A 15,436-nucleotide genomic window follows, 5' to 3' on the forward strand; every position below is an offset into this window, starting at 1 on the left:
TGGCGGGTGTTGCACCTCGGTGACGGCACGCTTGAGTGGACGTCGCCGACCGGGCGCACGTTCGTGAGTGAGCCGGCCACGGTCATCCGCTCGGCGTCGCCTGCGCCGAGACCCGCACCGGAACCGCGCACGCCTGCGGCTGAGTCCGAGCCCGAGCCCGAGTCCGATCCCGATCCCGAGCTCGACCCGGCGCCGTACTGACGGGCGGCTCGCCCGGCCGCAGATCCAGAACTCAGTCCCGCTCCCAGAGGCTCAGTCGGTGCTTTGAGGGGCTAGCGTTGGGTCATGACTGCGATCACTGACGATCTGCCCGCCCGCCTCCTTCACGAAGAGCACGAAGGGTGGCAGGCGATTCTCGCCGGCCGCGGCGGAGACTATTACCGGCGAACGATGACCGCGGACGGACTGCTGATCCTGCCGGGCAGGATCGTCACCCGCAACGAAGCGATCGCCTTCTTCAAGGAGATGCCCGCCATCACGAGCTACCAGCTCCGCGAGCCGGCCGTGGTGCGCCAGAACGAACACGCCGGGGTGCTCGTCTACCGGCTCCTGGCCCACCGCGGCGACGAGGTGATCGAGGCGAACGCGGCCACGACCTACGTATTCGCCGACGGCGGCTGGTGCGTCGCGACGCACCAGCAGACCGCCCTGTAACGACCGGAGAGGGGCAGCTTTTCCGCTCCGCTGCGGACCGTCCGGCAGGGTTGTGAACGCCGGAACCCGGGGATACCGTGGTTAATAAACTGCCACAGAAAGGACTCCGCAATGGCTGATTTCGGTAATGAGGGGCTCGCGGACTTATACCGTCGATCCGGTTCGGTGTCGAGTGCCTACGTTGACGTGACCCAGGATGCGCAGAACCCCCGGCGAACCTCTTCCCTGCGCCAGCGCACCCTGCGGGAAGCGCTGACCGATGCCGGTGCCCCGGAGATCGACATCAGCACCATCATCGAGCTGATTGAGGAGCCGCCGGGCGTGGGCGGTTCGATAGGCAGGCTGATGTTCGTGCGGCAGGGCGTGGTCGAATTCAACGAGGTGCTCTCGGGGGAGCCGCTCGGCGAGTTGCTGGTCTCCTACGGGCCGGTGCCCGCTCTGATCCCCCTGCTGATCCACCGCCCACGGGACCTCAGGTACGTGGTGGCCGAGGCCGGGCGCGACGGCGGCGAGGTCACCCTCTACCGGCTCAGCCGCTCGCACCCGGTTTCCAAGGTGAAGGTGGAGGGCGACACGGAGTTTCTCACGAAGGTGGGTTCCGAAGACGACTTCCTTGCGAACGGGCGCTATCAGCACCGCACCGAGGAGGTGTGGAAGCGCAACGAGGGCCAGATCGCTGCCGCGATCGACGAGGTCGTGCGGGACAGTAAGGCCGAGCTGATCGTGCTCACCGGCGACGTGCGTGCCCGCCAGTTGCTCGTCGACCAGCTCTCTCCCGCCAGCCGCGAGGTGCTGCACGTCGTTGCCACGAACACCCGCCCGGATGGTGCCACGCAGGAGGAACTCGAAGGTGACCTCAATCGCCACCTCGCGGCAATTCTCGCGCAGGAGGAGCACGACGCCCTCGAGCGGCTGGGGACGGGACAGGGCAGCGGCCTCTCCGAGCTCGACTTCGCGGCCGTGGTGCGGGCCCTGCAGCAGGGCCAGGTCGATGTGCTGATGCTGGCCCCGGACCGGATGGCGGGGACGACTCTGATCGCCCTCGACCGCGAGCCGTGGCTGGCAGCCACCTCGGCCGATGCCCTCGGCGCAAGTGAGCTCGGCTCGGTGCCGGCCGCCGACGCGCTGATCCGGGCGGCGATGCTGACGGATGCGCGGGTGATGGTGGTGTCTCCCGGGGAGCTTCCGGCGGAGACGAGCGCCGCCGCTCTGCTGCGCTGGTCGACCCTCCCGGCCCCGGCCGAAGCTCCCACCCCCGCGGAGGCCGAGCTCGCGAAGCTTCCCAGCCGCGGCGACGCGGTGACATTCCCGCGTCGCCGCGCAGCATCCGGTACTCCGGAGTCTTAGCCGCGGCCAGAACGGCGTTCAACGTGGCGAAGGCCACGTCACCGTCCGGGCGGCACCCGGGGCGCGCCGGCCTGAGCCGTGGCACGCGGCACGTCAATCCCTTGTTCTAGACTGACTAGTCAGTACAAACGAGAGGATCGACGTGCAGTCGACAGTGAGGGCGCACGACCTGGCCCTGCGATTCAAGCGGGGCTCGGTTTACGGGCCCCTGAGCTTTGAGGCCGGCACCGGCCTCACCGTGCTCTGCGGCCCCACCGGCAGCGGCCGCACCAGCCTGATGCTGACCCTGGCCGGTCGCATGAAGCCGAGCGAGGGAACCCTCGAGGTGCTTGGTCACGAGTTGCCCCGCCGGGCCCGCCGGGTGCAGAAGCGCACCGGCATCTCCGGCTTCCACGACATCGACACCCTCGAGGAATCGGTCACCGTCGGCGCCGCAATCCGTGAGCGCACGGCCTGGATCTCCCCCTGGTGGGCGTTCATCCGCTCGGTCGACGACACCGAGGTGCGCCGCGTCTGCGCCCCCGTGTTCGGCGGCGTGCCGATTCCGGCTGCCGACACCGTGATCTGGGACCTCAATGAGGTGCAGACCGTGCTGCTGAGGGCCGCGCTCGCGGTCATGAACGAGCCGAGCATCCTCTTCTTCGACCAGGTCGAGCAGGTGCACGCACCGGAGTCCCGGCGCATCCTCTGGCAGCGCCTCGCCTGTGTCGCCGCCGCCGGAACCAGCGTGATCGCGTCCGCGACCGCGCCCGAAACCGAGATGTGGGCCGAGCTCGGCATCGACCCGGCCGTTGTCGTGATGACCAAGGCCGGGATGACCTCGGCCCTCCCATTGAATCAGGAGACCCGCTGAATGTTCGCCTTCCTCTCCTCCGGCACCGAACTGCACCGCTTCGGCAAGGGCAAGATGCCCAAGATCGCCCTCGTCGTGCTTATGTTCATCCCGCTCATTTACGGGGCGCTCTACCTCTGGGCCTTCTGGGCGCCCGACCACGAACTCGACCACCTCCCCGTGGCGCTCGTCAACGGAGACGCCGGCGCCAGCCGGGACGGCGAACCGGTCACCGCCGGCCAGGACCTGGTTGACGAGCTGGTCGACGGCCACGAGCTCGGCTGGACCGTGACGAACGGGGCGGATGCCGCCGCGGGCGTCAGGGACGGCGACTACTACTTCTCGGTCACCATCCCGAGCGACTTCTCGGCCAGCGCCGTCTCCGCCGGCACCGACACCCCGCTTTCGGCCACCGTGCAGGTCGACTACAACGACAGCAACAGTTTTCTCGCCACGACCATGGGCAAGCAGGCCATGGTTCAACTGCGGGACGCGGTCGCCACCGAGATCGGCGACCAGACCGTCAATGCGCTCCTGGTGGGGGTGAACGAGGCCGGTGACGGCATCCGTTCGGCAGCGGGTGGCGCCGGCCGGCTGTTCGACGGGCTCACCACAGCGTCGGCCGGGACCGGCTCCCTCCTGGTCGGCCTCGATGCCCTTGCCGAGGGAGCGCTCACCCTCGACGACGGCGTTGCGCGCCTCACCGACGGCGCCGGCACCCTGGCGACCGGACTGGACACGCTGTCCGACGGCGCCCGGGCGCTCGCCGGCTCCTCGGTGACCCTCTCCGACGGCACCGTGCAGGTGTCCGAGGGGATGCAGGCCGCCGCCACGGGTGCCGCGACCCTCTCCGAGAAATCGGTGCAGCTCGCCGACGGCGCCGACCAGATCGCCGCGGGAACCGGCACGCTGGCCGGCGGCACCGCCTCGGTGTCGACCGGACTGCACGACCTGCTCCTGCAGATACAGGCGGCACCGGAAGGCACCCCCGCGTCGGCGTTCCTGCCGGCCGTGGAGCACCTCGACGCCGGCGCCGGCGCCGTGAACGCGGGTGCCCAAGGCGCGCTCACCCAGACCCAGACCTATGCCGGGCTCAGCGACCAGTTCTCCACCGGAGCCGGGGAACTCTCCGGCAAGCTGATCGCCGGGGCTTCCGGCGCCGCCCAGGTGGCCACCGGTGCCGGGCAACTCTCGGCCGGCGCGGCCTCCCTGGCCGAGGGGGCCGCCACCGCGGCCTCCGGGGCGGACTCCGTACTCGCCGGCAGCGAGCTGCTGGGCGAGGGCACGGGGTCACTGTCCGACGGCACCCGGCAGCTCGTCGACGGCGGCGTGAGCCTGAACACCGGCGCCGCCGAACTCGCCGCCGGCAGCGGCACCCTCGCCGACTCCCTCACCACGGGCGGGCAAAGTGCGCCCGACCTCACCGCGGACCAGATTGCAAAGAAGACGGCCGTAATCGCCAGCCCGGTCACGCTCGTGCAGAAGTGGGAGAACGCCTCCGACAGTTTCGGCGAGGGGTTCGCACCCTTCTTCCTGGCCCTGGCCACCTTCGTCGGCGGGCTGATCACCTGGCTGATCCTGCGGGCTCTGCCAACCCGGGCCCTCGCCAGCGCCGCCTCCGGGCTGCGCTCGACCATGACCGGCTTCCTGCCGGCGATGGCCATCGGGCTCGCCCAGGTCGTGATCATGGTGCTCGTGCTGGTCTACGGCATCGGCCTGCAGCCCGAACACTGGTTCGGGATGAGCGCGTTCCTCTACCTGACGACGCTCGCCTTCCTGGCTCTGCAGCAGATGTTCATCATTCTGCTCGGCACCGCGGCCGGCCGCGTGGTCAGCCTCGTGCTGCTCATGCTGCAGCTGAGTTCGTCGGGCGGCACCTATCCGGTGGAGACCACGCCCGTGTTCTTCCAGGTGCTGCATCCGTTCATGCCGGCGTCGTACGTCGTGACCGGGCTGCGCGAACTGATCACCGGAGGCATCGACTCTAGACTGTGGGTTTCGGTTGCCGTCCTCGCCGTGATGCTGGTCGGCTCGATCGCGATCAGCGCCTGGAGCGCCGGCCGCCAGAGGATCTGGACCGTGGGCCGGCTGCACCCCGAACTGACCATCTAGCGCGGCCCCGGCACCGAACCGAACCTGCCGGCACCGAACCTGCCCGTGGAAAGGAACTCCAATGGCACGCGCCACCGGAACGAAACGCGCCATCCTCGACGCCACGCTGGAGCTGGCCGCGACCAGGGGCATCAGCGGCACCACGATGGATGAGGTCGCCGAGCGGGCCGGGGTGGCCAAGGGCAGCCTGTATTACAACTTCAGCTCCAAAGACAAACTGTTTGAGAAACTGCTGCAGGAGGGGGTCGGCGCGCTCGCCGAAACCCTCCGCGCCGCGTCGGCCGGCCTGCACGGCAGCGCGGCCCTCGAGGCGCTGGTGCGCGCGCTGCTCGACCGGATCGCGGCGAACACAGCACTGTCCAAGCTGATGGCGGCGGAGATCTTCCGCACCGACCGCACCTGGCAAAAGACGCTCTTTGCGCTACGGCACGAGGCCCTCGCCGTGTTCGCCGACGCGATCGCGGAGGCGAAGCCGGGCAGCCGTGCCGACGCGACCTGCGGTCTGATGGCGTCGAGCGTGTTCGGTGCCGTGCTGATGGCGGGCCTGGAATGGCTCGTTTTCGAACCGGACCGGCCGCGGGACGAGGTCGCCGCGGCCATCCTCGGTTCCCTCTCCGGTGGCCTGTTCGGCGAGGAGCGGTCCGGGCCTTGTTAGGATCGAGTGTGACCGGCGACAATTTGATTGAGCAGCCCGAGACCCTTCTTCCCGCGGAACCGGAGGTGATCGAGGCGCTCCGCCGAGCCGATAGCGGCAGTATTTCCGGCGTGGTGGAGGCCCATCCGACGTCCTCCCTGGCGTGGGCCGTGCTGGCCGACGCCACGTACCTCGAGGGTCGAACCCTGGAGTCCTATGCCTATGCGCGCGTGGGCTACCACCGCGGCCTCGACGCGCTCCGCAAGGCAGGCTGGCACGGCCAGGGCCCGGTGCGCTGGACCCACGAACCCAATCGCGGATTCCTGCGGGCGCTCTATGCGCTGCGCCGGGCCGCGGGCGAGATCAATGAACAGAACGAGTTCGACCGTCTCACCACCTTCCTGAACGGCGCCGATCCCACGGTGATCAGCCGCCTTGATCAGGAGACCAGCACACCGGACGGCTACCGGGCCACCGACCCGGCCCCGCCCACCGAGGCGTTCTTTATCCGAGGAGAAAACTAAATGCCAGCGATCGTTCTAATCGGAGCCCAGTGGGGCGACGAGGGCAAGGGCAAGGCCACCGACCTCCTCGGTAGCCGGGTTGACTACGTGGTCAAATTCAACGGCGGAAACAACGCCGGCCACACCGTGGTCATCGGCACCGAGAAGTACGCGCTGCACCTGCTGCCGTCGGGCATCCTCACCGCCGGTGTCACGCCGATCATCGCCAACGGCGTGGTCGTCGACATTGAGGTGCTCTTCGAAGAACTTGACGCGCTGATCTCCCGCGGCGTGGACGTGTCCGGACTCAAGGTGAGCGCCAACGCTCACATCATCACCCAGTACCACCGCACGGTCGACAAGGTCACCGAGCGTTTCCTCGGCAAACGCCAGATCGGTACCACCGGCCGTGGCATCGGCCCGACCTACGCCGACAAGATCAACCGCGTCGGCATCCGCGTGCAGGACCTGTTCGACGAGAACATCCTGCGCCAGAAGGTCGAGGGTGCCCTGGCCCAGAAGAACCACCTGCTGGTTAAGGTCTACAACCGTCGCGCGATCACGGTCGACGAAATTGTCCAGGACCTGCTCAGCTACGCCGAGCGTCTGCGCCCGATGGTCGCCGACACCGCCCTGCTGCTGCACAAGGCCCTCACCGCCGGAAAGACCGTGCTCTTCGAGGGCGGCCAGGCCACGATGCTGGATGTCGACCACGGCACCTACCCGTTTGTCACCTCCTCGAACGCGACCTCCGGCGGCGCCGTGACCGGCTCGGGCATCGGCCCGAACCGGATCGACCGGATCATCGCCGTCGTCAAGGCGTACACGACCCGCGTCGGCGCCGGCCCGTTCCCGACCGAACTGTTCGACGAGTCGGGCGAGTTCCTGCGCGCCAACGGTTTCGAGTTCGGCACCACCACGGGGCGCCCGCGCCGCTGCGGCTGGTACGACGCGCCCGTCGCCCGCTATACGGCCCGCATCAACGGGGTGACCGACTTCGTGCTGACCAAGCTCGACGTGCTGACCGGCCTGGACACGATTCCCGTCTGCGTCGCGTACAGCGTCGACGGCGTGCGCTTCGACGAGGTGCCCGTGTCGCAGTCCGACTTCCATCACGCAAAGCCCATCTTCGAGGACTTCCCCGGCTGGACCGATGACATCACCGGCGCCCGCACCTTCGAGGACTTGCCGCGGAACGCGCAGGCCTACGTGCTCGCGATCGAGAAGATGAGCGGCGCCCGCATCTCGGCGATCGGCGTCGGTCCTGGCCGCGAGGAGATCATCTCGCGCCACGATCTCGTCGACTGAGGCAAGCGCGGCTGTGGGCCGCGGGCCACGGGCTGTGAACGGCGGGCTGCGGGCGGTGCTGAAGGCCTCCGCTCGGTGCCCTGACGAATTCGACGGAGATTTTGCTGCTGGAGGGCGAAAACCGGCCCGCGGCATCCGGTTTCGCCAAAATCTCCGTCGAATTCGTTCGCGCCGACCTGACCGCTGCCGTTCATTCGGTGGCAACCTGGCGCTGCCACAGTGTCGGCATGACTGCCGAACGACCTCAGAGCATCGCCATCGTGGGCCACTATGTGCGGCTCGAACCTCTCACCCGTGCGCTGCTGTCCGAGCTGCACGGCGCGATCGCGCATCCAATGGTTTTCGACGGCGGTTTTGGCGGTGGCCCGGGCGGGCTCCGCACGGACCCGGCCGAGTTCACCGACTGGGCGGATGCCTACGTTCACTGGGCGGGACTGCCCTATGCGGTGCGCTTGGCCGGCGGCCCGCACGCCGGTGACCTCGTGGGCATGTCCACGCTGGGCGACCTGCACCTGCAACACGAGTCGGCCCACGTGGGCTGGACCGCTTACGATCCGCGGGTCTGGGGCACCGCCGTCAACGCGGAGACGAAGCTACTACTGCTCGGGCTGGCCTTCGACCATGGATTCGGGCGGGTGAAGATCCAGGCGGATGTGATGAACGTACGGTCCTGCGCGGCTATCGCGGGCATCGGGGCCACGTATGAGGGGATTATCCGCCGGGAGCGGCGGCGGGCCGACGGCAGCTGGCGGGACACCGTGATCTACTCGATCCTCGACAGCGAGTGGCCTCGGGTGCGGGCCGGGCTGCGGGCGCGGCTCGACGGGTACGGCGCGCGTTCGGTTCAGTACCGGGTGCGGCCGCTCGAGACGAGAGACGTGGCCTGACGGCGGCACCGCCGGATGCCCGTTTGCGTGCTCCGGCGCGCTTCGGCGCGTCTTCCGGCGCGTTCCGGCGCGTTCCGGCGTGCTCCGGCGTGTGCAGCGGGCCGCGGTCGAGCGCGTCCGTGCGGAGTGGGTTCCGTGCTCAATGCCCGAACGAATTCGACGGAGATTTTGCCGCCAAGAGCCGAAAACCGGCCCGCAGCATCCGTTTTCGTGAAAATCTCCGTCGAATTCGTTCGCGCGCGCGGCGGGTCACTCATTGCCAATGATCGGCGGCTTTCGGCCGCGGCGGTTGGCACCAGTCCGGCACCCGTGCGGAGTGTCGGCGGGGCGCGGTACAGTCGGCAGGTGAGAGACGTTCCCGCCGCCGGACGAACCCGGGTCACCCTGCAGTTCCTGGGCATGGGTGTGGTCTGGGGATCCAGTTTCCTGTTCATGAAAGTGGCCCTCGAGGGGGTCACGTTCGGCCAAGTGGCGTGGTCGCGGCTGGTGCTCGGCGGTTTCACGCTCGGCCTGATCGTGCTGACCAGCCGTCCGCGTGTGGCCAATGGGCCGGTGCTGCCGCGCGAGAAGATGGTCTGGCTGCATTTCCTGGTGATCGCGATCACCGGATGCGTCGTGCCGCACCTTCTGTTCGCGTGGGCGGAGCAGTACGTGTCGTCGAGTCTGGCCAGCATCTACAACGCCGTGACGCCGATCATGACCGCGGTGATGGCGACGCTCGCGTTCCGGGTGGAGCGGCTCGCGCGCGGGCAGGTGGCAGGCATCCTCGTGGGCATCGCCGGCGTGGTCGTGATCATCGCGCCGTGGCGCTACGCGGCCCTGACCGGCGACCTCTGGGGCCAGCTGGCCTGCCTGGGCGCGGCGGTCTGCTACGGCTTCACGTTCGGCTACACCCGCCGGTTCCTGAGCGGCCGGCCGATCGCCCCCGCGACTTTCGCGTTCTTGAACATCGGCATCGCCGGGGCGATCATGCTTGTGGCCACCCCGGTGGTGGCGGCGCATCCGGTGGCACTGACCGTGCCGATCGTGGCCGGACTGCTCACTCTCGGCGCGCTCGGCACTGGCGTGGCCTACATCTGGCACATCAACGTGCTGCGCGCCTGGGGACCGACGAACGCGTCGACGGTGACGTATGTCACACCCGTCGTCGGGGTGCTGCTGGGGGTGCTCGTGCTCTCGGAGACCTTCTCGTGGCACGAGCCGGCCGGGGCGGCGCTGGTGCTGCTCGGCATCCTGCTGACCCAGCGGCGGCTGCGCTTGCCTGGGCGGGCGGGGTCGGCGCGGCGGTTGGCGCGGCCGGTGAGGGCGGCCCGGTCGGCGGAGTCGTCTGGGTCGTCCGGGTCGTCCGGGTCGTCCGGGTCGGCGGAGTCGCCCGCGCCGCTGCAGCGGTCACGGAGTTAATGGCGACCGGTATGGCGCCGGAATCGACACTTCCGGTCGAGATCGACTCGCGCGCCGGGCGAAGTCGACCGGAACTGTCGACCTCGGCGGAGCGGGCGTGGAATGCGTTGGAGCGGGTGACCGCTTCCGGGTGGTAGCCCGCGGCCTCCATCGAAGACGGCGGGCAGTGCCGGTCGTGCGGTCACCGCGCGCGAAACGGTATCGTCGAACCATGGCTGCACACGAGGAATTGCCCGCCGGCGCGGGGCAGGAAGCGATCGACGAACTGGGCAGCATCCGTCAGAGTATCGACAACATCGACGCCGCGCTGATCCACTTGCTGGCGGAAAGGTTCAAGTTCACCCAGCAGGTCGGACGGCTCAAGGCCACGCACGGCCTGCCCCCCGCCGACCCCGAGCGGGAGCTGCTGCAGATCCAGCGACTGCGCGGACTGGCCGAGGAGGCTCGGCTCGACCCGGCCTTCGCCGAGAAGTTCCTGAACTTCATCATCGCCGAGGTCATCCACCACCACGAGAAGATCGCCGGCACCGAGTCGGCGAACGGGTCCGCGCCGCGAGCTGCGGGGGCACGAACGGATGTCGCACGGCCGGTCGTGGGCACCAGCCCCGATTCTTCCGCCACCACGTCGCCGGCCACCTCATGACTTCTCAGACCTCCGCGCTCCCCGGGGCGTCGCGCGCCCTTCCGGCCCAGTTCGGGAAGACCTTCGTCGTCACCGGCGCCAACGCCGGCCTCGGCTACTTCACCACCGAGCAACTCGCCGCCGCGGGCGCCCACGTCGTGCTGGCCTGCCGCAATCTCGCGAAGACGGAAGCCGCGGTCGCGGCCATCCACGCCCGGGTGCCCGGGGCATCCGTGTCGGCGATACCGCTGGACCTGAGCGACCTCACCCAGGTACACCGTGCCGCGGACGCGCTGCTGGAGCTGCCGCGGATCGATGGGCTGATCCTGAACGCGGGCATCGTGCACCCGCCGCGCACGCGCGAGCTGAGCCCCGACGGGCACGAACTGGTCTTCGCGACCAACTACCTCGGCCATTTCGCGCTCACCGCGCGGGTGCTGCCGGCTCTGCGGCGCACGCCCGGCAGCCGGGTCGTCGCGCTCGGGTCGATGATTTCGCGGCTGCTGGACTCGCCGCTGCTCGACCTGCAGTTGGAGTCCGGCTACAACCGGTGGAAGGCCTACGCGCAGTCGAAGATCGCCATGCAGGTGTTCGGCTTCGAGCTCGATCGACGGCTGCGGGCGGCCGGAGCCGGCGGCACTGACGGGGTGCAAAGCCTCGTCGCACACCCCGGTTACTCGATTTCGGGTCTGACGCCGGGCATCCGCGGGGTCAATCAGCCGTCGCGTGCGAGCCGATTCGCCGACACCCTGCAGTCCTTCGGTGCTCAGGGCAAGGACGCCGGGGCCTGGCCCACGGTGAGTGCGGCCGTCGACCCGGATGCCCGTGGCGGCGACTACTACGGCCCTCGCTATCTCACGCGCGGCCTGCCGACGCTGCAGGAGCCCACGCGCACCTCGCTCGACCCCGCGGTCGCAGAGTCGCTCTGGTCACGCTCGGAGCTCCACCTCGGCGCCCCCTTCTCGATCTAGCGGGCGCCCCGCTGCACGGCCCCGCGTGCGCTCAAAATGCCGCCATACGACGGGGAATGGCGGCGTTTCTAGCGCACGCGACCCCTGGAGAGGGTGTGGGGCTGGAGGTGGGATTTAGGGGATCCAACCGCGATCGAGAAGGGCGGTGCGAATTCGGGCGATGACCGCATGGGGAGAGTGGGATTTGTTGACACGGATGACCCGCCACCCTTCTTCCATGGGCTCGTCCAGCCGGTCGATGTCGCGGTGAAACTGTCGTTCGTCTTCGCGGTGCTGGCCGCCGTCATACTCGATCAGGACCTTGTAGCGCAGGTAGGCGAGATCACCCAAGGCCATGAAGGCGCCGTATCGATTGACGAGGGTCAGGTTCACTTCCGGCTCCGGCAGGCCTGCCCGCACGATGAGAAGTCGCAGCACTGTTTCCTTTGCAGAATCGGTGCGCGGACGGACCAGGGCGAGGGCCTCGCGGAGACGACAGGCACCGGGCAAGCCCGCGTGCCGCGCAACGGCCAGGTGAAGTTCCGCCATCGTGGCCGCAGGCCGCTGGCGGCGCACGAGGGAGTCGCCAATGATGATCAACTCATCGAGGGTGAGGACCGTCGACAGCTGGACCCACGCGTCGACCGCTGAAGCGACGGCGAGGTGTCCCACCGAAACGACGCGCACCCGGTCCAGCGGAATCAGATGTCCGCGCACGCCCTTGCCCCGGCGGCGCCGGGTCCGAATGCCTGTGCCTACATCCACGATTGACCGCTCGAGGAGTCGCGCGGGGAGAGGCAGCCCGTGGAGAAGCGCGGCCGTCGCGTGGCTGAAGAACTGATCTGACGGCATCCGCACCGCGTAGTCATAGGCCCGGGTGCGCGCTGCTGCACGGATCCGTGCCCACCTGTCCGCGTCGCTGATGGGGGCCGGTGACGGGCCGCGCCCCACAGGCGCCCGCACGCCGTGGAAGGGCCGCGCGAGGTCGCTGCGCCGCAGTCGCCCGGAATTGACTCCCCGCTGTCGAGCGTCGGCGACGGAAAACGGCCCATCACCGAGCTCGGCCGGCAGCTCAGAAGGCGGTCTCATCGCACGATGATGCCACCCACTGCGATTCGCACGGTGCTCTATCCACAGGCGCCGACCGCAGGCGCTCGCGCGTGCGCGGAAAGTGCCACTTTGATCCCGGCGATGGCGGCCGATTGGTCGCACGCAGGGGCGAAACGGGGTCGGTCGGTCGGAGGGGAGCGGGAGAACGGGCGGAGGAGGAACCCCTACTGCGCGAAACGGGAGGGGAGGGTGCTGCGGTGACGCGTCTGCAAGTCGGCGAGCGACACCGTGAAGTGGTCCTGGATCTCCAGGCTCGCCGAGGTCGAGTCCGTCACGCCGATGCGCAGCACCGGGTAGCCTCGCCCCTCGCAGAGGCCGAGGAACTTCACGTCGTCTTCCCGAGGAACCGATACGATCACGCGCCCGGCCGACTCCGAGAACAGGGCGACGGATGCGTCGATCCCGTCGCGCTCGCAGATGTCGCCGAGCCACACGCGGGCTCCGACCCCGAACCGAAGCACCGCTTCGGCCAGCGTCTGCGCCAGCCCGCCCGAGCTGAGATCGTGGGCGCTGTCGATGAGCGCCTCGATCGACGCCGCGTGCAGCAGCCCCGCCAGGGCGGCTTCGCCGGCCAGGTCGACGACGGGCGGCAGCCCGCCCAGGTGGTCGTGGATGACTTCGGCCCAGGCCGAGCCGTCCAGTTCCTCGCGGGTCACGCCGAGCAGGTAGATGTTGTGGCCGTCGTCCTGCCAGCCGCTGGGCACGCGGCGGGCGACGTCGTCGATCACGCCGAGCACGGCGACCACAGGGGTCGGGTGGATCGGCTGGTCGCCGGTCTGGTTGTAGAACGACACGTTGCCACCGGTGACCGGGATCTCGAGCGCCAGGCATCCGTCGGCCAGACCGTCGACGGTCTGGGCGAACTGCCACATCACCTCGGGGTTCTCCGGCGAACCGAAGTTGAGGCAGTCGCTGATGCCGACCGGCACCGCGCCGGTCACGGCCACGTTGCGGTAGGCCTCGGCCAGAGCGAGCTGCGCGCCGCGGTACGGGTCAAGCTGGCAATAACGGCCGTTCGCATCGGTGGCGATGACGAAGCCGAGGCCCGACTCCTCGTCGATCCGGATCATGCCCGCGTCGTCGGGGAACGAGAGGGCCGTGTTGCCCATCACGTAGCGGTCGTACTGGTCGGTGATCCAGCTCGGGTCGGCCAGGTTCGGCGAGCCGAGCAAGGCCAGGAACTGCTCGCGCAGCACCTCGGGTGAGGTCGGGCGGGGCAGCGCGGAGGCGCTGTCGGCCTGCAGCGCGTCGAGCCAGGTGGGGTAGGCGACCGGGCGGTCGTAGACCGGCCCGTCGACCGCGACGGTGCGCGGGTCCACGTTGACGATCTCCTCGCCGTGCCAGTCGATGATGAGCCGGCCGGAGTCGGTGACCTCGCCGAGCACGCTGGTCTCGACATCCCATTTGGCGGTGATGGCGAGGAAACCGGCGAGCTTCTCCGGGGTGACGACGGCCATCATGCGTTCCTGGCTCTCGCTCATCAGGATCTCTTCGGCCGTCAGGGTGGGGTCGCGCAGCAGCACCTTGTCGAGCTCGATGAACATGCCGCCGTCGCCGTTGGAGGCGAGCTCGCTGGTGGCGCAGGAGATGCCTGCGGCGCCCAGGTCCTGGATGCCCTCGACGAGCTTCTCGCGGTAGAGCTCGAGGCAGCACTCGATCAGCACCTTCTCGGCGAACGGGTCGCCGACCTGCACGGCGGGGCGTTTGGTGGGGCCGCCTTCGGAGAAGGTGTCCGAGGCGAGAATGGATGCCCCGCCGATGCCGTCGCCGCCGGTGCGGGCTCCGAAGAGCACCACCTGGTTGCCGGTGCCGGTGGCGTTGGCGAGGTGCAGGTCCTCGTGGCGCAACACTCCCACGGAGAGCGCGTTGACGAGCGGGTTGCCCTGGTAGACCTTGTCGAACCAGGTCTCGCCGCCGATGTTGGGCAGGCCGAGGCAGTTGCCGTAGAAGGAGATGCCGGACACGACGCCGTGCACGACGCGGGCGGTGTCGGGGTCGTCGAGACGTCCGAAACGGAGGGCGTCCATCACGGCGACGGGGCGGGCGCCCATCGAGATGATGTCGCGCACGATGCCGCCGACGCCGGTCGCGGCACCCTGGAACGGCTCGATGTAGGAGGGGTGGTTGTGCGACTCGATCTTGAACGTGACCGCCCAGCCCTCGCCGACATCCAGCACACCGGCATTCTCGCCCATGCCGACCATGAGGTTCTTCTTCATGGCGGGGGAGACCTTCTCGCCGAACGAGCGCAGGTATTTCTTCGAACTCTTGTAGGAGCAGTGCTCGCTCCACATCACCGAGTACATCGCGAGCTCGCCGCTCGTGGGGCGGCGGCCGAGGATCTGTCGGATCTCGGTGTACTCGCCCGGGGTCAGCCCCAGCGCGTCGAACGGCTGCTCTTTCTCGGGCGTCGCAATCGCGTTTGCAACGGTGTCGGCAATGCCGCGGGAGGGTGTAGTGGTAACAGCGGTCACGAGTGGCGTTCTCCCAGAGATAACGGATGCTTGACCTGGCGAGTCTACCCGCCGCGCCGCTCCAGCACCGGTTCCGAGGCCGCCCGGCTAAAGCCTGGCAGCGGCCTGGCCGCCCGCTAGCTGCGCCCGCCGGGAGGACCCAGCGACAGCATCACCGTCATGATCGCCACCGCGGCCACGGCGAAACTGCTGATCAGGATCACCGGACGGTTCAGCATCCAGCGCAGCAGCGTGCCCACCCAGGTGTGGTCGCGCGGGTCGTCGGTGGCGACGCGGCGCCAGTCGCCGTCGAGCCGGCCGCTGCGGTCGAGACGGATGTCGAACGGCACCGTTGCGTAGGGCACGATCGCCGTGGCGACGGCGAGCACCATCAGCCGGACCGGCCAGCGCTGGTTCAGGCCCACCAGCACGGCGGTCAGGGCGTAACTGATGAAGACGAACCCGTGCAGGGAGCCGGCGATCCGCACCGGGGTGCCGCCGGCATCCGCCACGTATTTCAGCAGCATGCCGCCGATCAGGAGGGTCCAGGTCACCGCCTCAGCGATGGCGATGGTGCGGTAGAAGAGGCGGGGAGACACGGGGGAACACTCCAGGGGGTGGGG

General features: G+C 69.1%; 13 protein-coding genes and 2 pseudogenes. 12 read left to right on the forward strand and 3 right to left on the reverse strand.

Annotation, left to right across the window (positions count from 1 at the left end; genetic code table 11):
- From E3O28_RS16750 to E3O28_RS14085, 12 genes and pseudogenes are all read left to right on the forward strand, one after another.
- Window positions 1-201 (forward strand): annotated as a pseudogene (locus tag E3O28_RS16750) (hypothetical protein); the annotation flags it as partial.
- Window positions 202-285: 84 nt separating this feature from the next.
- Window positions 286-654, forward strand: coding sequence for a DUF4440 domain-containing protein (locus tag E3O28_RS14035; RefSeq protein WP_104099425.1), 369 nt, complete (start codon window positions 286-288; stop codon window positions 652-654).
- 111 nt (window positions 655-765) lie between these two features.
- Window positions 766-2,001 carry a hypothetical protein gene (locus tag E3O28_RS14040; protein WP_134416533.1) on the forward strand — a complete coding sequence of 412 codons (1,236 nt, stop codon included), beginning with the start codon at window positions 766-768 and terminating at the stop codon, window positions 1,999-2,001.
- Between the two features lie 142 nt (window positions 2,002-2,143).
- Entirely contained in the window at window positions 2,144-2,854 is a 711-nt protein-coding gene (locus tag E3O28_RS14045; protein ID WP_134416535.1) for an ATP-binding cassette domain-containing protein, read from the forward strand.
- Window positions 2,855-4,945, forward strand: a complete 2,091-nt coding sequence (locus tag E3O28_RS14050) for a YhgE/Pip domain-containing protein (protein ID WP_104099428.1) — start codon at window positions 2,855-2,857, stop codon at window positions 4,943-4,945.
- Window positions 4,946-5,006: 61 nt separating this feature from the next.
- A complete protein-coding gene (locus tag E3O28_RS14055; RefSeq protein WP_104099429.1) occupies window positions 5,007-5,600 on the forward strand; it encodes a TetR/AcrR family transcriptional regulator in 594 nt (197 codons plus the stop codon).
- Between the two features lie 8 nt (window positions 5,601-5,608).
- The gene (locus tag E3O28_RS14060) at window positions 5,609-6,103 is read left to right on the forward strand and encodes a DUF3151 domain-containing protein (protein ID WP_233191138.1); all 495 of its coding nucleotides are present in this window, start codon (window positions 5,609-5,611) and stop codon (window positions 6,101-6,103) included.
- The gene (locus E3O28_RS14065) at window positions 6,104-7,390 is read left to right on the forward strand and encodes an adenylosuccinate synthase (protein WP_134416537.1); all 1,287 of its coding nucleotides are present in this window, start codon (window positions 6,104-6,106) and stop codon (window positions 7,388-7,390) included.
- Between the two features lie 227 nt (window positions 7,391-7,617).
- A complete protein-coding gene (locus E3O28_RS14070; RefSeq protein ID WP_233194019.1) occupies window positions 7,618-8,277 on the forward strand; it encodes a GNAT family protein in 660 nt (219 codons plus the stop codon).
- Between the two features lie 345 nt (window positions 8,278-8,622).
- A complete protein-coding gene (locus E3O28_RS14075) occupies window positions 8,623-9,678 on the forward strand; it encodes a DMT family transporter (protein WP_347232391.1) in 1,056 nt (351 codons plus the stop codon).
- Window positions 9,679-9,889: 211 nt separating this feature from the next.
- Window positions 9,890-10,210, forward strand: a pseudogene (locus E3O28_RS14080) (chorismate mutase); the annotation flags it as partial.
- 107 nt (window positions 10,211-10,317) lie between these two features.
- Window positions 10,318-11,271, forward strand: coding sequence for an SDR family NAD(P)-dependent oxidoreductase (locus E3O28_RS14085; RefSeq protein ID WP_104099433.1), 954 nt, complete (start codon window positions 10,318-10,320; stop codon window positions 11,269-11,271).
- Between the two features lie 114 nt (window positions 11,272-11,385).
- Here E3O28_RS14085 and E3O28_RS14090 read toward each other — a convergent pair whose 3' ends face one another.
- The 3 genes from E3O28_RS14090 to E3O28_RS14100 all read right to left on the reverse strand — a co-directional run bounded on the left by E3O28_RS14090 (window position 11,386) and on the right by E3O28_RS14100 (window position 15,412).
- On the reverse strand, window positions 11,386-12,339 hold the full coding sequence (locus E3O28_RS14090; protein WP_134342000.1) for a hypothetical protein: 954 nt from the start codon (window positions 12,337-12,339) through the stop codon (window positions 11,386-11,388).
- Between the two features lie 185 nt (window positions 12,340-12,524).
- Complete coding sequence (purL, locus tag E3O28_RS14095; protein ID WP_134416539.1) at window positions 12,525-14,834, reverse strand: phosphoribosylformylglycinamidine synthase subunit PurL; 2,310 nt, start codon at window positions 14,832-14,834, stop codon at window positions 12,525-12,527.
- A gap of 116 nt (window positions 14,835-14,950) precedes the next feature.
- Window positions 14,951-15,412 carry a DUF3817 domain-containing protein gene (locus tag E3O28_RS14100; protein WP_134341998.1) on the reverse strand — a complete coding sequence of 154 codons (462 nt, stop codon included), beginning with the start codon at window positions 15,410-15,412 and terminating at the stop codon, window positions 14,951-14,953.
- Between the last annotated feature and the right edge of the window lie 24 nt (window positions 15,413-15,436).

Origin of the sequence: Cryobacterium sp. TMT2-14, from assembly GCF_004402465.1 — a bacterium.
In the GTDB taxonomy this organism is placed as follows: Bacteria; Actinomycetota; Actinomycetes; order Actinomycetales; family Microbacteriaceae; genus Cryobacterium; species Cryobacterium sandaracinum.